At 63.8% G+C, this 16555-nt stretch carries 18 protein-coding genes; 10 read left to right on the top strand and 8 right to left on the bottom strand.

The window, feature by feature from the left end; translation table 11 throughout:
• Window positions 1–17: 17 nt before the first annotated feature.
• The 4 genes from ACMHLQ_RS10040 to ACMHLQ_RS10025 are packed head-to-tail and all read left to right on the top strand — an operon-like array spanning window position 18 to window position 5562.
• On the top strand, window positions 18–1226 hold the full coding sequence (locus tag ACMHLQ_RS10040) for a urate hydroxylase PuuD (RefSeq protein ID WP_415404636.1): 1209 nt from the start codon (window positions 18–20) through the stop codon (window positions 1224–1226).
• 54 nt (window positions 1227–1280) lie between these two features.
• Entirely contained in the window at window positions 1281–3077 is a 1797-nt protein-coding gene (mutL, locus tag ACMHLQ_RS10035; RefSeq protein ID WP_415404635.1) for a DNA mismatch repair endonuclease MutL, read from the top strand.
• Entirely contained in the window at window positions 3074–4312 is a 1239-nt protein-coding gene (locus tag ACMHLQ_RS10030) for a DNA recombination protein RmuC (RefSeq protein ID WP_415404634.1), read from the top strand. Before mutL ends, ACMHLQ_RS10030 begins: the two co-directional genes overlap by 4 nt.
• Window positions 4309–5562, top strand: coding sequence for an adenylate/guanylate cyclase domain-containing protein (locus tag ACMHLQ_RS10025; protein ID WP_415404633.1), 1254 nt, complete (start codon window positions 4309–4311; stop codon window positions 5560–5562). The genes ACMHLQ_RS10030 and ACMHLQ_RS10025 overlap by 4 nt, the downstream gene beginning before the upstream one ends.
• Here the strand turns inward: ACMHLQ_RS10025 and ACMHLQ_RS10020 are convergent.
• From ACMHLQ_RS10020 to ACMHLQ_RS10005, 4 genes are all read right to left on the bottom strand, one after another.
• A complete protein-coding gene (locus tag ACMHLQ_RS10020) occupies window positions 5559–6176 on the bottom strand; it encodes an HD domain-containing protein (RefSeq protein WP_415405260.1) in 618 nt (205 codons plus the stop codon). The two genes, ACMHLQ_RS10025 and ACMHLQ_RS10020, sit on opposite strands and share 4 nt — an antisense overlap.
• Window positions 6176–7054: a phytanoyl-CoA dioxygenase family protein gene (locus tag ACMHLQ_RS10015; protein WP_415404631.1), complete on the bottom strand. Its 879-nt coding sequence runs from the start codon at window positions 7052–7054 to the stop codon at window positions 6176–6178. Before ACMHLQ_RS10015 ends, ACMHLQ_RS10020 begins: the two co-directional genes overlap by 1 nt.
• Before the next feature lie 342 nt (window positions 7055–7396).
• Window positions 7397–8053, bottom strand: coding sequence for a ChrR family anti-sigma-E factor (locus ACMHLQ_RS10010; RefSeq protein WP_415405259.1), 657 nt, complete (start codon window positions 8051–8053; stop codon window positions 7397–7399).
• Window positions 8054–8062: 9 nt separating this feature from the next.
• Entirely contained in the window at window positions 8063–8587 is a 525-nt protein-coding gene (locus tag ACMHLQ_RS10005; RefSeq protein ID WP_415405258.1) for a sigma-70 family RNA polymerase sigma factor, read from the bottom strand.
• 229 nt (window positions 8588–8816) lie between these two features.
• On the opposite strand from ACMHLQ_RS10005, the gene ACMHLQ_RS10000 reads away from it, so the two are divergent.
• From ACMHLQ_RS10000 to ACMHLQ_RS09975, 6 genes are all read left to right on the top strand, one after another.
• Complete coding sequence (locus ACMHLQ_RS10000) at window positions 8817–10118, top strand: NAD(P)/FAD-dependent oxidoreductase (protein ID WP_415404630.1); 1302 nt, start codon at window positions 8817–8819, stop codon at window positions 10116–10118.
• Complete coding sequence (locus ACMHLQ_RS09995) at window positions 10115–10873, top strand: DUF1365 domain-containing protein (RefSeq protein WP_415404629.1); 759 nt, start codon at window positions 10115–10117, stop codon at window positions 10871–10873. The genes ACMHLQ_RS10000 and ACMHLQ_RS09995 overlap by 4 nt, the downstream gene beginning before the upstream one ends.
• Complete coding sequence (locus ACMHLQ_RS09990) at window positions 10870–12105, top strand: MFS transporter (protein WP_415404628.1); 1236 nt, start codon at window positions 10870–10872, stop codon at window positions 12103–12105. Before ACMHLQ_RS09995 ends, ACMHLQ_RS09990 begins: the two co-directional genes overlap by 4 nt.
• A 1-nt stretch (window position 12106) precedes the next feature.
• Window positions 12107–12685, top strand: a complete 579-nt coding sequence (locus ACMHLQ_RS09985; protein WP_415404627.1) for a DUF3833 domain-containing protein — start codon at window positions 12107–12109, stop codon at window positions 12683–12685.
• The gene (locus tag ACMHLQ_RS09980; protein ID WP_415404626.1) at window positions 12682–13419 is read left to right on the top strand and encodes an SDR family NAD(P)-dependent oxidoreductase; all 738 of its coding nucleotides are present in this window, start codon (window positions 12682–12684) and stop codon (window positions 13417–13419) included. The genes ACMHLQ_RS09985 and ACMHLQ_RS09980 overlap by 4 nt, the downstream gene beginning before the upstream one ends.
• Before the next feature lie 63 nt (window positions 13420–13482).
• Window positions 13483–13806: a DUF3775 domain-containing protein gene (locus ACMHLQ_RS09975; RefSeq protein WP_415404625.1), complete on the top strand. Its 324-nt coding sequence runs from the start codon at window positions 13483–13485 to the stop codon at window positions 13804–13806.
• Window positions 13807–13815: 9 nt separating this feature from the next.
• Here ACMHLQ_RS09975 and ACMHLQ_RS09970 read toward each other — a convergent pair whose 3' ends face one another.
• The 4 genes from ACMHLQ_RS09970 to ACMHLQ_RS09955 are packed head-to-tail and all read right to left on the bottom strand — an operon-like array spanning window position 13816 to window position 16534.
• Window positions 13816–14214, bottom strand: coding sequence for a hypothetical protein (locus ACMHLQ_RS09970; RefSeq protein ID WP_415404624.1), 399 nt, complete (start codon window positions 14212–14214; stop codon window positions 13816–13818).
• Window positions 14211–15263 (bottom strand): saccharopine dehydrogenase, encoded by a 1053-nt coding sequence (locus ACMHLQ_RS09965; protein WP_415404623.1) that lies wholly within the window; start codon window positions 15261–15263, stop codon window positions 14211–14213. The genes ACMHLQ_RS09970 and ACMHLQ_RS09965 overlap by 4 nt, the downstream gene beginning before the upstream one ends.
• On the bottom strand, window positions 15260–15871 hold the full coding sequence (locus tag ACMHLQ_RS09960) for a glutathione S-transferase family protein (protein ID WP_415404622.1): 612 nt from the start codon (window positions 15869–15871) through the stop codon (window positions 15260–15262). The genes ACMHLQ_RS09965 and ACMHLQ_RS09960 overlap by 4 nt, the downstream gene beginning before the upstream one ends.
• Window positions 15872–15880: 9 nt before the next feature.
• A complete protein-coding gene (locus tag ACMHLQ_RS09955; protein ID WP_415404621.1) occupies window positions 15881–16534 on the bottom strand; it encodes a histidine phosphatase family protein in 654 nt (217 codons plus the stop codon).
• Between the last annotated feature and the right edge of the window lie 21 nt (window positions 16535–16555).

The following is a 16555-nucleotide window of genomic DNA, read 5'->3' as shown; positions in this document are numbered from 1 at the left end:
CCAAAGGGACGCCAGCCATGTATGATTTAGCCGCGCTTGGCGCATGGATCGAATTCGCGGTGCGCTGGCTGCACGTGATCACCGCTATTGCCTGGATCGGCTCGTCCTTCTACTTCATCGCGCTTGATCTGGGCCTGCACCGCGACCGTAACCTCGCCTCCGGCGCGGATGGCGAGGAGTGGCAGGTCCATGGCGGCGGCTTCTACCACATCCAGAAGTACCTCGTGGCGCCCGCAGGCATGCCCGACAGGCTGATCTGGCACAAATGGCAAAGCTACTGGACCTGGATCAGCGGCTTCATATTGCTGGTGCTGGTCTACTATCTCGGGGCCGAATTCTATCTGATCGACCCCAATGTGATGGAGCTGGCCACATGGCAGGCCATCGCCCTCTCGCTCGCCTCGCTCGGCTTTGGCTGGATGGTCTACAACCAGCTGTGCAAGCTGTTCGTTGATGCCGATCAGACGGTGCTGATGGTGGCGCTGTTCGTGGTGCTGGTGGGTATGGCGTGGTTTTACACACAGGTCTTCACGGGGCGCGCTGCCTTGCTGCACTTGGGGGCCTTCACGGCCACCATCATGTCAGGCAACGTGTTTTTCATCATCATCCCGAACCAGAAAATCGTGGTGGCCGACCTGATGGCGGGGCGCACGCCGGATGCCAAATACGGCAAGATCGCCAAGCAGCGCTCGACCCACAACAACTACCTCACCCTGCCGGTGATCTTCCTGATGCTGTCCAACCACTACCCGCTGGCCTTTGCGAGCGAATGGAACTGGGTGATCGCCAGCCTCGTCTTCCTCATGGGCGTCACTATCCGGCACTGGTTCAACACGCATCACGCGCGCAAGGGCAACCCGCATTGGACATGGGCCGCCACCGCGCTGATCTTTATCGCCATTGTCTGGCTCAGTGTCGCGCCGAACCCGCAGCGCGAGGCCGCGATTGTCACGCGGTTTGCCGAAGCGGATGGGTTCGAACAGGTCCACGACATCGTTCTGGGCCGGTGCAGCATGTGCCACGCGGCGGAACCGGTATGGAACGGATTGCTCTGGGCACCCAAGGGGATCGCGCTGGAAACCCAAGGGGATCTGAGCCGCTACGCCCGCGCCGTCTACCTTCAGGCGGGGGTCAGCCACGCCATGCCGCCCGCCAATCTTAGCTACATGGAAGAGGACGAGCGGGCCGCCATCGTCGCCTGGTATCGCAACGCCATCGGCGGCTGATCACCCGCCACACCCGCTGGTCGAATCGCGCCCAGGCGTGCTAAGTCTTGTGGGATGAACGACCAGACCCCCAACATAAGACCAGTAATCCGCCAATTGGACGAGGCGGCCGTCAACCGCATCGCCGCGGGCGAGGTGGTCGAACGCCCTGCATCGGCGGTCAAGGAACTGGTCGAGAACGCCATCGACGCAGGCGCGCGCCGTATCGGGATTGACGTGGCAGACGGGGGCAAGACGCTGATCCGGGTGACCGATGACGGTTGCGGCATCGCCGCCGCTGACCTGCCCCTCGCGCTCAGCCGTCATGCGACGTCCAAGATCGACGGTTCCGACCTGCTCAACATCCACACTTTCGGGTTTCGGGGTGAGGCGCTGCCGAGCCTTGGGGCTGTCGGCCGCCTGACGATCACCAGCCGCGTGCCCGGTGAGGCGGCGGCAGAGATCACCGTCGCAGGCGGCCAGATCAGCGCCGTCAAACCCGCCGCTCTCAACACCGGCACCGTCATCACCCTGCGCGATCTGTTCTACGCCACGCCCGCGCGCCTCAAATTCCTGCGCACCGACCGGGCCGAAGCGCAGGCGATCACCGACGTGATCAAGCGGCTGGCCATGGCCGAACCCTTCGTGCGGTTCGAGCTGCGCGATGTGTCGAATGATCCGCGCACCGTCTTCAAGGCCGAGGCGCAGACAGGCGATCCCATGACCGCGCTGCGCGGGCGTCTGTCGGATGTGCTGGGCCGCGAATTCGCCGAAAACAGCATCGCCATCGACACCGAACGCGAGGGGCTGCACCTGACCGGCTATGCCGCGCTGCCCACCTATTCGCGTGGCGCGGCGGTGGCGCAGTTCCTCTTCGTAAACGGACGACCCGTCAAGGACAAGCTGCTGACGGGTGCCCTGCGCGCCGCCTATTTCGACTTCCTCAGCCGCGACCGCCACCCGGCGGCGGCCCTGTTCGTGGATTGCGACCCACAGCTGGTCGACGTGAACGTACACCCCGCCAAGTCCGAGGTACGGTTCCGCGACCCCGGCCTTGCGCGCGGGCTGATCGTGTCGGGATTGCGCCACGCGCTGGCCGATGCCGGGCACCGCGCCTCCTCGACCGTCGCAGGCGCTACTCTGGGGGCGATGCGCCCCGAGCCGGTCGAACCCCGCATCTACCAGATGGATCGGCCCAGCCTCGGGCCGCGTCCAAGCACAGGCTTTGCCGAGATGGCGCAGGACTATAGCGCGCAGGTCGTCGAAACCGAGGTCGCGGCGGACCCGCAAGACCTGCCGCTGGGCGTCGCGCGCGGGCAGGTCCACGAAAACTACATCGTCGCACAGACCGCCACGGGCATGGTCATCGTCGATCAGCACGCAGCACACGAACGGCTGGTCTACGAGAAGCTGAAGGCGCAGATGGCCGAAAACGGGGTGGCCGCGCAGGCCCTGCTGATCCCCGACATCATCACGCTCTCGCCGGGTGACCGCGCCCAACTGCTCGACATCGCGGACGATCTGCACCGCATGGGCCTCGGGATCGAGGCCTTTGGTGGCGACGCCATCGCCGTGCGCGAAACCCCCGCCATCCTGGGCGAGGTCGATGCCAAGGCGATGATCCACGACATCCTTGATGAGCTGTCCGACCTCGGCTCCAGCCAGTCGGTGCAAGCAAAGATCGAGGCGATCCTGAGCCGTGTCGCCTGCCACGGCTCCATCCGCTCGGGCCGCTGGATGCGCGCCGAGGAAATGAACGCACTCCTGCGCGAGATGGAGGCGACGCCCCATTCCGGCCAGTGCAATCACGGGCGGCCCACCTATGTTGAACTGAAACTGGCCGATATCGAACGGCTGTTTGGACGCACATGATACAGATCGGTGACATCACCCTTGATACCAGCGACCCGCTGGTGCTGGCTGCAATCATCGGCGCGAGCGTTGCCGTGCTGATGGTGGTCCTGCTGATCCTCGCCCTGCGCGCCGCCGCACGCTCGGCCCGCGCAGCCGAACCGCTGGCACAGCAGCTTGGCTATCTCGGCCAGCACGTACAGGGGCTGGCGCAGGGTCAAGAGGGCCTGCGCGCCTCGATCCAGATGGTGTCAGACACAGCCACCAACGGGCAGGCGCAACTGGCCCAGACGGTCGAACAGCGGCTGGCGAGTGTCCAGCAGCAGATGCAGGACCGGCTGAACGACAACGCCATGCGCAGCCAGCGCGGCCTGACCGAGATGCAGGAACGGATGAAGGAAACGCTGCACGGCTCGTCCAAGCAGACGACCACCAGCCTGACCCAATTGCAGGAACGCCTCGCCGCCATCGACCGCGCACAGGACAACATCACCAAACTGTCGGGCGATGTGCTGAGCCTTCAGGACATCCTGTCGAACAAGCAGACGCGCGGGGCTTTTGGAGAAATTCAATTGCGCGACATCGTGGGCAAGGCGTTGCCCTCTGACAGTTACGCCTTGCAGCATACGCTATCGAATGGAAAGCGGGCCGACTGCCTGATCCACCTGCCCAATCCGCCAGGCCCCATCGTGATCGACAGCAAATTCCCGCTGGAAGCTTACGAGGCCCTGCGTGCCGCCGACACGGACCATGCGCTAAAACAGGCGGTGGCGCAGATGAAGGTCGCGGTGAAGAAACACATCACCGACATCTCCGACAAATACATCATCGACGGCGAAACCGCAGATGGCGCGCTGATGTTTCTGCCGTCCGAGGCGGTCTATGCCGAGCTGCATGCCAATTTTCCCGACCTTGTGCGCGCAGGGTTCGATGCCCGCGTCTGGATCGTGTCACCAACCACCTGCATGGCCACGCTGAACACGATGCGCGCGATCCTCAAGGATTCGCGGATGCGCGAACAGGCCGGCGCCATCCGCAAGGAATTGTCGATGCTGGTGGGCGATGTGGATCGGCTGGGCACCCGTGTGGGCAATCTGGATCGCCATTTCTCGCAGGCCTCCAAGGATATTGAAGAGATCAAGATCAGCGCCGACAAGGCGGGCAAACGGGCCAATCGCCTCGACAACTTCGACTTTGAAGAGCTTGACGACAGCGCGCCGCTCGTGCTCACCAATCGCGCGCCCGCAGCGGAATGACGCCCCAGGCACGCCGCATCTTTTTCCAGGCCGAGGCGCAGGCGGAATGGTTCATCGGCATCTTGCGGCTGATCATCTCGACCACTTTGGGCATCGTTCTATTCGTAACCGTATGGTTCACCGGCCTGCCGGATTCGGACATGCTGGAACAGCAGTTGATCTATGCGGCCTTCACGATGGCCAGCTATTTTGCCCTTGGCATCGTGATCATGTTCTTGATCCGGGCGGGCCGGTTCCGGGCATGGATGGCCTGGCCCTCGGCCCTGATCGACTGCGTGTTCATCCTGTTGGGATCGTGGCTGAGCCTGTCGAACATGGGGCTGTCGGGGCAGTTCATCGCGGCCTTTCCCACGATCTGGTTGATCCCGGTGGTGCTGGCCTGCGGCGCGCTGCGCTTTAACCCCGCACTGCTGGCCTGCATGTCCGCCGTGCTGATCGCCGGGTTCGCAGCCATCTTGAACATCCCATTCCTCGCCACCGAAGCCGAGGCGCGCGCGGGTCTGATTTTCCTGTTCGGCTGGCCGCCCAATATCGTGCGTATCGTGATGATTGCGCTGGCCTGTATCGTGTTGGTCGTTGCCTCGATGCGCATTCGCGCGCTCTTGCGCCGCTCGATCGACGAGGCTGAGGCGCGGGGGCAGTTGACCCGCTTTTTGCCGGGCGAGTTGGACGGCCAGTTGGCCACACGCGGGCTGGATGCGATGCGGGCAGGGCAGCAACAGCGGATGGCCGTCCTCTTTGTGGACATCCGCGGTTTTACCCAACTGTCCGAAACCCTCGCACCGCCCGACCTGTCAGAGTTTCTGGCGGGGTATCGGACCCATGTGTCGAAATCCACGGATGAAACCGGCGGCATTGTCGACAAGTTCGTGGGCGACGGCGCGATGGTGGTGTTCGAGGACAAGCATGGCGATGCGGCGACCTGTGCTGTCGCGTGTGCGCAGGATATCGTTGCGCGAATTGCCGCGTGGCGGCCGGCCCTGCGCGTCGGTGTCGGGGTGCATATCGGCGAGGTCTTTGCCGGTGTCGTGGGCGAGGCCGGGCGGCTGGAATACACCATCCTCGGCGACGTCGTGAACGTGGCCTCGCGGCTCGAGGCGGCGACCAAGCCGCAGGCGGTGTCCATCCTCGTATCGGACGACGTCATGGCCGAAGCCGAGGTTGACCGAACGGGCTGGCAGCATCACGAGATGCTGTCCCTGCCGGGACGCATCGGCAAGATCTCGGCTTGGGGATTTGGTGCGACCTAGGCGCGCTGTGCTGCCACCGCCGGGTCTTGCAAGGGCACGCGGATGCCCGGTTGCATCACCTCGGGATCATAGGGCGTGCGGGCAAACACCGCGTGCACCATGGCGCGGAAGTGATCAAGCGGCAGGGTGTCATAGTCGGGATCAAAGCTCGCCTGATCCCAACGCTCGCAGAAGGCGGCGCAATCGTCGAAATAGAGATGCCCCTTGTACGCATCTCGCTTGTGCGGGTTCGCGCCCACGTGATCGCCGTAGTAGATCATCTGGAAATCGCCGTGCTTTTCCACCACCCAGGTGCATTGCTCGCGCACAAAGGGTTTGAGGATGCTGGCGGCGTATTCGTCGTGATTGTAGGGCGCAAAGATGTCGCCGATGTCATGCAGCAGCGTGGCCACCAGCCAGTCCGTATCCGCCCCGTCGCGCCAGGCCCGCGTCGCCGATTGTAGCGAGTGGCCAAGCCGCGTGACCTGGTAGCCCGACAGCCCCTCGTCCAGCGTTTCGAGCGCGGTCAGCAGCCGATGCGCGGTGCCCTTGGTGTATTCGATCTCGTGCTCTGTCAGAAACGCGTAGTCTTCGCGGTCGCCATCCTTCATCGCGGTGAACTTGACGTGGTCCATCATGCGTAGATCTCCGTTGCGCCCCTGGCGTCTTTCATCATCACCTTGGCCTGTGCTGTGCGGATCTCATCGTAAAGCGCAAGGGCCTCCGGGGCAAAGGGCGCTTCGGGAACAGGGACGTGGGTGAAGTTGCCATGCGTGTCCGTGCCCCGCGCGTGCATCGCGTAATCCGTGCCTCCCACCTGCTGCGCGACATCGGGCCGGACATAGCGCACGACGCAGGCGATGCGCCGGTCGTCGGTGGTGTTGGGGCCGGAACCGTGGATGGTCAGCCCGTGGTGCAGGGACATCTGGCCGGGATGGATTTCGATGGCGGTCTTGTTCTCGGGTGCCACGTCGACCTTCACCTCCTGCCCGCGGCTGAGCAGGTTGTTGGGATCAAAGCTGTCTTCGTGTTCGAGGATGGCGTTCTTGTGGCTGCCTGCGACAAAATCCATGCAGCCCGAGGCCGGAGTGGCAGAAGACAGCGCGATCCATGCCGTGACCAGCCCGTCAATGGCGCCGAGCCCCCAATAGGTCAGGTCCTGATGCATGGAGACGATCTGGGAGGTGTTGGGTTCCTTGATGAAGAATTCGGTCGAGTAGATCAGGATGTCCGGGCCGAGGATATCCTCGATCACATCAAGGATCGCCGGGTCCTGCGCGATGCGTGCGGCCATGGGCATAACCACGTGGGCATTGACCCGTTTGTAGGTGTTGAGCGGGTGGGGCAGGTCGGCGGTGCGCCACTGCGTTTCGATGTCTTCCAGTTCGGCGCGGGCGGTTTGGGCCGCATCGGCAGACAGTGCGGGAAGGGGGAAGAGGAACCCGTCGCGCCAGTACTGGGCGGTTTGGGCGGCGGACAGATGGCCTGCGCTCAGGGGAAGGGTTTGCAGCATTTTTCGAGCCTCGCACAGCTGTGTCGATAGGGCTTAGGCTGTTGCAGGTCCGGGCCGCGTTCTGTCTTGGCCGCGACATGTATTGCGTCGATTTTGGGTGGGATTGCAGGCGAATTGCCCTCGGTAAGGCGCATCTTGATGCGCCTGTCCCCGCGGGGACAGCCTGTTCTGTGGGTTCAGGTGATCTTTACCGCTTTGGGATTTGCGCAGTATTTCAGACGCTTGTGCAGCGCCCGCCGGATTTCGGCAATGTTAACCAGCGAAATGGCAGGATGAGGCCCAAGGGCGCACGGGGTCGGGTTTGGCCCAGGTAAGGCGGAGGTGTCCTCCGCCCCGCCCTTCTTAAATTCGCGCGAAGCGTTGGACGATCTTGGGCAGCAGCCCCTGGAATTCCAGCGGTGCGTCCGTCACGGCGAGGCAAATGCAATCCTCGTGGATGTCGGCCACGGGCGTGTGGTGCAGATCGCTGTCCGCAACCTCGACATCGCCGCGTGCGAAATAGTCGTCTTCGTCCTGGAACGCGCCTTGCAGCACCATAGTCATCTCGATGCCCTTGTGCCCGTGATCGGGCATGGCAGCACCGGCAGGAATGAACAACAGGCGGGCGGAGGCATCGCGCGAGGTCGGCAGGATCGCCTGCTTCACGCCCATGCCGACGCTGCGCCACTGGACCGTGTCCAGATCGCCGCCCACGTAATCCTGAAGCGGACCGGGCAGGACCGAGCCGTTCACGCGGGGCTTGCGAATTTCGTGCGGCGCGCCGCCTGCGATCAGCGCCATGGTTGCAGCCAGACTGCCGGGGTCCAGCGCCACCTCGTTACCGGGTGTCTGCGCCAGCACCTCGCCCCCGACCGCATCATAGCTTTCGGCCTGCGCGCGGCAGGTGTCGCACAGCGACAGGTGGGAGGCCACCATGAGGTTGAACGCCTCTGGCAGCGTGCCCGCCGCATAGCCCATCAGGATGTCATCCGTCAGGTGGTGTTTGATGTTCTGTTGCATCGGTTTCATTCACTTCATCGCGTGGCGCAGTCTGTCCAGCGCCAACCTAATCCGAGATTTGATCGTGCCCAGGGGCAGACCGGTTTGTTCGGCAATTTCGCTGTGGGACAGATCCCCGAAATACGCCTTTTGTATCAGTTCACGTTGGGCCGGGGGCAGATCGGCGATCGCCTGTCCCAACAATTCGCTTTCCTGTTGCAGGGCCATCACATCGGCCTGATCAGGGTCTTCTTCGGGGCCCCACCCGAGGTCTTCGGGTTCGGGGCGGCGCTGCTTGCGCAGCACGTCAATCTTGCGGTTCCGCGCGATGGTGAAGATCCAGGTCGCCACCGAGGCCCGCGCGGGGTCAAACATGTGCGCCTTGTGCCAGCATGTCGCCAGCACCTCTTGGGCGCACTCTTCTGCCAGGGACGCATCTGCACCGGATTTCATCAGGAACCCTTTGACCCGTGGGGCAAAGTGTTCGAACAGTTCGGCAAAGGCCGCCTGGTCCTGATCATCCCGGATCCGGATCATGTGGGTGACCCACAGCATCCGCTTGCCGTCCGTGTCTTGCATGAGTGCCGGTCCTGTCGCCGCCCCCGGGACCATACCCATGGAGCGCTGCGTTGCTGCTTCTGCCGTATCTAAACCCGCAAACATATACCGTCTACGCCACCCCCCGGGTTTGGATCAAAAAATAATACTTTGACGAATGTACATCCGTTTGCGTCATGCGACCGTACACTGTGCAAGACACCAGACCACGGGGACAGACCACCATATGCCTTTTGAGACACTTACCGCCGCCCGCAAACGCATCGCTGTTATCGGGGGCGGCATTTCCGGGATGGGCGCGGCCTATACGCTGGCGTCTGATCACCACGTGACATTGTTCGAGGCCGAGCCGCGTCTGGGCGGGCACGCCCGCACCATCATGGCCGGACAGCGCGGCGATCAGCCGGTGGACACCGGGTTCCTTGTTTTCAACTACGCCAACTATCCCAACATGGCCCAGTTGTTTGACGAGCTCGACGTGCCGGTCGTCAAATCCAACATGAGCTTTGGCGCCTCGATTGACGGGGGCCGGTTGGAATATGGTCTGGCCAGTCTGGATGCGCTGTTTGCCCAGCGGGGCAATGCGCTGAACCCCAAATTCCTTGGCATGGTCCGCGATATCCTGCGGTTCAACAAGAACGCCCTGCGCGTGGCCAATGAGGATCGCACACGCACCGTTGGGCAGTTCCTTGATGTGCTGGGCACGGGCGCGTGGTTTCGCGACTACTACCTCTTGCCTTTGAGCGGTGCGATCTGGTCGACCCCGACCGAAAAGATCATGGATTTCCCCGCCCACGCCATGATCCAGTTTTTCGAAAACCACGCGCTGTTGAACCACACCGGCCAGCACCAGTGGTACACGGTCAAGGGTGGGTCGGTCGAATATGTTCGCCGCCTTGAGGCTGCACTGCTGGGCTATGGCGCTGACATCCGTCTAGGCGCGCCCGTGCAGTCGGTGCGCCGCACGGCCGGTGGCGCGCAGATCAAGGCCTGGGGCGGCGAATGGGAGATGTTTGACGAAGTCATCTTTGCCACCCATTCCGATGACACGCTGCGCCTGCTGGACGATCCGACCCCGGCCGAGAGAGCGGCCTTGGGTGCGGTGAAATACCAGCCCAACGACGTGGTGCTGCATTGCGACGCGTCGATCATGCCCAAGAAGCGCCAGACCTGGTCAAGCTGGGTCTATACCGAGGACAAGGGCGCGCAGAGTGACCGGATCGATCTGACCTACTGGATCAACTCGCTCCAGCCCATTCCCATGGACGACCCGCATTTCGTGACCCTGAACACCAAGCGCACGATCCGCGATGAGATGATCTATGACCAGACCGTGCTGCGCCATCCGGTCTATGATCTGGCCGCCTTGGCCGCGCAGGACGCGGTGCGCGCGATGAACGGTGCCAACAACACGTGGTTCTGCGGGGCGTGGATGCGCCATGGTTTCCACGAGGATGGTCTGTCGAGCGGGCTGGACGTGGCCCGCGCCCTCACACGCACCCCGGCGATGCAGGTGGCCGCTGAATGAGTGCAACCGTCGATCATATCGCGGGCGTGACCTATCACGGGCGCAAGGGGGCGATCGCCAACGCTTTTCGCTATTCGGTGGATTACATGCTGCTGGATGCCGAGGCCGAGGTGGACACCCCCCGCCTGTTTGCCCGCAATGGGCGCGGTGTGATGGCGCTGGACGACATCGACCATGGCGGTGCGCCCCATGCCGGGCGCGGCGCGCCATGGGTGCGCGATGTGCTCGAAGCGCATCAGGTGACAGGCGTGGCCCGCATCGAGTTGCTGGCCCAGCCCAAGGTCCTGGGCCATGTGTTCAACCCTGTCAGTTTCTGGCTGTGCCGTCGTGCCGATGACGCGCTGATTGCTGTCATTGCTGAGGTGACGAACACGTTCGGGGACCGCCACAGCTATCTCGTCAACCATCCTGACCTGCGCCCCATCGCGCCCGAGGACCGCCTGCAGGCGACCAAGATCCTGCATGTGTCCCCGTTCCAGCCGGTCAAGGGCGGGTACGAGTTCCGCTTTGACATCCGCGATGATCGCATCGGCATCTGGATCGACTATTCCCGCGGCGAAGGCGGGCTGATTGCAACACTCACGGGGCGCCGCGGCGCGTTGACAAACGGGTCGATCCTGCGCGCTGTGCTGCGCCGCCCGTTTGGCTCGCGCCGCGTCTTGGCCCTGATCCACTGGCAGGCGCTGAAGCTATGGCTGAAACGCGCTGTCTACCGCGTCCGTCCGTTGCCCCCGTCCGAAGAGGTGTCGCGGTGAGCAATGTCGCGCCCCAACGTTTGCCTGCCTACGCGGTCTTTGCCGCGTTACTCGCCTCGGCGGGGCTGCCGATCTATATCCACGCGCCCAAGTTCTATGTGGACGAATACGGCGTGTCGCTGGCCGCATTGGGGGCGGTGCTGTTTGGCCTGCGCCTGCTGGACGTGGTGCAGGACCCGCTGTTTGGCCGGTTGAGCGAGGCGCTGCGCAGCCGCCGGGGCGCGGGTGTCGTCATTGGCTGCACCGTTATGGCGCTGTCGATGTTCGGCCTGTTTGCCGTGCCACCCCTGCTGCCGCCGCTGCTGTGGTTTGCGCTGATGCTGACGGGCGTGTTTTCGGCGTTCAGTTTCCTGACCATCAACTTTTACGCCCAGGGCGTGGTCAAGGCAGACCGCCTGCCGGGGCAGGGCCATCTGATGCTGGCGCGCTGGCGCGAGACCGGGGCGCTGTTGGGCGTGTGCGTGGCGGCGATTGCGCCGGTGATGCTGGGCGCGCTCATGGGCGCGCCTTTTGCCGGGTTCGCGGTGGGCTTTTGCGTGCTGGCACTGGCGGCAGTCGTGATGATGCGGGGCGAGTGGGTGAGCGATGGCCTGCCCCCGTCCGTCGGTTTTCGCGCCGTATTGCAGGACGGTCTGGCGCGCAAACTGCTGTTGATCGCGCTGGTCAATGCAGCGCCTGTGGCCGTGAGTTCGACGCTGTTTCTGTTTTTCGTGGAAAGCCGTTTGCAATCGCCGGGCCTCGAGGGACCGCTGCTGCTGTTGTTCTTTCTGAGTGCCGCCGTCGCTGCACCTTTCTGGGGCAAGCTGGCCGAGCGCTATGGCACCAAGCCCGTGTTGCTGAGCGCGATGGTGCTGGCCATTGCCGCCTTTGGCGGCGCGATGGCGCTGGGGCCGGGCGACTGGATTGCCTTTGCCGTCATCTGCATCCTGTCCGGTGCAACGCTGGGGGCCGACCTGACCCTGCTACCGGCTGTTTTTGCGACCCGCATGGCCCGCATCAGCCCCTCTGCGGCTGAGGGGTTCGGCCTGTGGTCGTTCGTTTCGAAATTCACGCTGGCCTTTGCCGCTGTCACCCTGTTGCCCGCGCTGGAACGCGCAGGCTTTGACAGCGCGGCAGCCAGCAACCCGCCCGAAGCGCTTGCGCTTCTCACGCTGCTTTATGCGGCAGTGCCTTGTGGCCTCAAAGTCGTCGCCATTGCCTTGCTGGCCACGACAGACCTGAAGGAGACCTGAGATGGATGCACTGATCTTTACCCTTATGGGCGCGGTGGCCATGCTGGCCATCAGCTGGGCGCGCACCCGCTATGCCGATTTCCTGGCGCAGTCCCCGGACGACTATGCCGACAGCGATCAGCAGTTTGATCTGCGCACGCACCTGAACGGGCCGATCATCTGCGAAGGCGTGATTTACGGGCCGACGGGCCGCGTCACCTCGCGTTTTGTGGGCGAATTCGACTGCGTCTGGGAAGGCAACCGGGGCACCATGAGCGAGGTGTTCCGCTATGATGACGGGTCGGAGCAGACCCGCGCTTGGGAGCTGACCCTGGGCAATGACGGGCGCATCAAGGCACTGGCCAATGATGTCGTGGGCGAGGGCACGGGCAAGCAGTCGGGCAATGCCGTGCAGCTGAAATACCGGTTCCAACTGCCCGAAGCCTCGGGCGGTCATGTGCTGGACACGGTCGACTGGATGTACTTGGCGCCTAATGGAACCATCATCAACCGCTCGCAGTTTCGCAAGTATGGGCTGAAGGTGGCGGAACTGGTCGCGACCATGCGCCCCGCAAATGAAGAGTTCAAAGAAGCGGCATGAGTGACATTGAATTGACGGGCAAGCGGTACTGGCTGGTCGGTGCGGGCGACGGGCTGGGCAAGGCGCTGGCCCATCACATGAGCCGCGCAGGCATCGAGGTGATCGTGTCCGCCCGGTCCGAAGACAAGCTGGCGGCGCTGGCCGATGAGTTGCCCGGCAAGGCGTCTTACCAGACCGTCGACATTTCGGACGACGACAGCGTGAAGGCCGCTGCCGAGGCTGTGGGCGAGATCGACGGCGTTGTTCTGCTCGCCGGGGTCTACTGGCCCTTTTCCGCGCGCGACTGGGATGCGGATCAGGCCGTTGCGATGGCGGATGTGAACTTTACCGGTTTCATGCGCGTGCTGGGGCAGGTCGTGCCGCAATTCGTTGAAAAGGATGTGGGGCATATCGTCATCACCTCGTCCCTGACCGGATTTCGCGGTTTGCCCGGATCGATCGGATACACCGCGTCCAAGGCCGCGACCATGTCGCTGGCCGAGTGCATGTATGCCGATCTGCGCAACACGGGTGTGCGCGTGCAGGTGGCCAACCCCGGTTTCATCAAGACGCAATTGACCGACAAGAACAATTTCAACATGCCTTTCATCATGGAACCCGAGGTTGCGGCGCGCGAGATGTTCGAGCTGATGCTGACCGAGCGGTTCAAGAAGAGCTTTCCCACGGCGTTTTCGCTGCTGTTTCGCGGTTCGCAGTTCTTGCCGGACTGGCTTTACTTCCGGATTTTCAGCTGAGTTGAGCAGGATCAAAGCGCGTAGTCCTTTCCTGTCACACAGTGCGTGGCAGGAGGATATGCCATGGAACTTGAGATTGACCGCGCCGTGCTGGCTCAACTGGTTGTGATGGGCCGCGAGTTGGAGCGGGCAGAGCCGGAAGTGCGCGGGATCATTGACCGTCTGGACGTGGACGAGCAGGCCGAACTGGTCGCCATCATGTGGGTCGGGCGCGGTGCGTTCGAGCCCGAGGATTGGGGCGAGGCGCTGTCAACGGCGGAGGCCGAGGCCTCGACCCCCTGTGCCGATTATGTGCTGGGCACGCCCCATTTCACCGACCACATCGAGGCAGGGATGGAGATGTTGGGCAAGCCGCTGACAGAGGACGATGCCGCCCTGTTCACGTGAGTGCCACGTCTACTGGGTGTCATCGCTTTCGCCATAGGGCAGGTCGCCAGGGGCGATATTGGTGAAATCCGGCGGCGGCGTCGTATCCAGCCGGATCGCGCGGATCGTGGTGTCGCCTGCCAGCAGCGCCTGCATGACGCGGTGCATGCCATCCATCAAACGCCCCTCTGCATCCAGCAGGATGGGATAGCTGCGATCCACCTGTTGCACCATCTCCATGTGGTGGGCGAGGGCACGGGGTGTCGGGGTGCCCTCGATATCGAACCACCAGTTTTCGTCCAGTTCCGCGATGTCACTGAGGGCGACGTCGTGCACCGGGTCTGCGCCGTGCTGCATCAGCAGTTTGCGGATGTCCCACGCATCGACGCCATTGGCGGCGCGGCGCATGTGGTATTGTTCGCGTATCACCGCCCCGATGCCTGTTCGAACGTCGCCTTGGCTCGGCCCCAGACGCCTGCTCCGAGGTCCGTGAGCGTGAGGAGCGAGGGCAGGAGTTGATCGGCGTAGTCCTCACTGCTTTCCACCGGCAGCATCGAGGGCAGGTTGTCGATGGCCGTCACATCCAGCGGCGGTGCGTCGTGTACCCGCAGGGCCGGGTCGGCCCAGGTGGTGGTGCGGTCGTAGACCTTGATCGGGGAAAAGTCGCTGTCGGGATCGCAGGCGATGTCGCCGATCACGCTGAGCTTGCGCGGCTTGTGCGGGGTGTCGGCGGGCACGAAGACCGGCGTGCCGGGCCGCGCAAGGATGCAGTTGAAGAAGATGTCGTGAGCGAGGATTTCGGGGAAGGGGCCGCCATGGGCCGTTTCCGCCATGTCCCAGCGGGTGGTGGGCACGCCCATGACGGTGCACAGGTCTGCCGCGCCGCTGCCGACGCGGCCCAGTGCGCCGATGATCAGCGCGGTGGGGCGGTGGCTGCCTGTGGCGACGAGGGCGGATTGCAGATCGGCCAGCAGGTGGTTGGCGCTGGGGTAGGTGCTGACGGCTTCGGCGATCCGCCCGTTTTGCTGGGCAATCCAGCATTTCAGGGCAACGGCGGCCCCGGCATAGCCCGCCCAGTAGCCGAAGGCGGCGACGCGTTTGCCGTCCTCGTCCACGAGATATTCCAGATCGTAGAGCGTGCCGCCCCCCACGCGGAACCGATCCAGCAGCACCTGACCCGCAGGCTGCCCCTTGTAGGCGTGGCCAAACATGATGTGCCTGTGGGGCAGGTCTGTGCCGTCGTCGGGCAGTTCCTTGAGGCCAAAGATGATCGCCTCTGCCGGGGCTGTGGGCCATGTGTTTTCGGGGGCAATCGTGGCCCCGGCCTGCGCGTAGCGGTCGGTGGGGATGCATCGGGTCTGGCTGTCTTCGACCGTGACCGTGATCCCGGCGGCGATCAGCTTGGCCGCGCCTTCGGGGGTGAGGCCCACCCTGTCTTCATTCTCGCGCTGTTCGGCGCGTACCCAGAGGTGGGTCATGGCAACATGCCGTTGGCGCGCACGGCCTTGACGCTGGGCCGGTCCTCCATCGCGGCGAGGAAGGCGCGCAGTTTCGGGAAGGGGGTGAGGTCGACACCGTCGCCGGGCAGCCAGTTGCAGACGACGAACAGGTAGGCATCGGCGATGCAGGCCGTGTCGCCGAGGATGTAGGGGCCAGTCAGGCAGTCGCTTTCGACATAGGCGGCGGAGGTTGCCATCGTCTCGGGCACCTTGGCGGCCATGTCGGCCCAGCTTTCCTGATTGTCGGCCCAGCGGTGGCCGCGCATCTTGTGGGCATGGTTCACGTGCATCGTCGAGGCGAGGTAGAACATCACGGCGCGTGCCCGGGCCGCCATGATCGGATCGGCGGGCAACAGGCCCGGTGCCAGCGTGGCGACGTATTCGAGGATCGCGCCGGTTTCGGTGAGGATCGTGCCCTCGACCTCGAGCGCGGGCACACGGCCCTTGGGGTTGATGGCGGCGTAGGCCTTGGACTGCTGTTCGCCTGCGGCAAAGTCGAGGCTCTGGGCGTCATAGGCGATGCCCGCCTCTTCCAAGGCGATGGCAATGGCGATGGAGATCGTTCCGGGGGCATAGTGCAGTTTCATGGCATATCCTCAGACGTGGGTTTGGGCGTGGTGCCTGTCGGGCGCTTCGAGGTGGGGAATGGCGTTGAACATCACAGGCGACCATGTGCCGCCGATGGGATGCAGGCGGTGCATGGACGTGTTCATGATCGCCAGCGCCACATTGGCCATGGCCGGGATGTCGAGGCCCAGATGCACGCGCATCGTCATCGCGATCAGCCCGCCCGAGGTGACGACAAGGGCCGGGCCTGTGCCTTGCCCGATCTCGACCAGTGCCTCGGTTATCCGCGCCTCGAAGGCGGCGAAGCGTTCGGGCGCCCCTTCGATCTTGTCCTCGCGCCAGTGGTTGAGGACGACGGGAAAGTGGTGCACGAAATCGGCGGGTTCGGTGGGCGCCTTGATCCCGTGTTCGGCTTCGAGCGCGTAGGCCATGGTGAAGTATTCAAGTTCGTTCAGGCGCGCATCCTGCGTGGCCCTCAGGCCCGTCTGCATGGCGTCGGCCGTCTCGAGGTGCCGCCGCAGCGTGCCGGTATAGAGCCGCGTGTGATGCTGGTGGGTGGCGCGCATGTGGTCCCCCAACCAGGCCGCCTGCTGGTGACCAAGGGGGCTGAGCTGATCATAGCTTGCCTCGTCCTTGGCATGGGAATTGGCCTGACCGTGGCGAATGAGGGTAATGTGGGACATGGGCGCCTTTGGCTGCTGTTT

Source organism: Tateyamaria algicola (genome assembly GCF_047715485.1).
GTDB lineage: Bacteria > Pseudomonadota > Alphaproteobacteria > Rhodobacterales > Rhodobacteraceae > Tateyamaria.
This window is presented reverse-complemented; position numbering and strand designations above follow the sequence as displayed.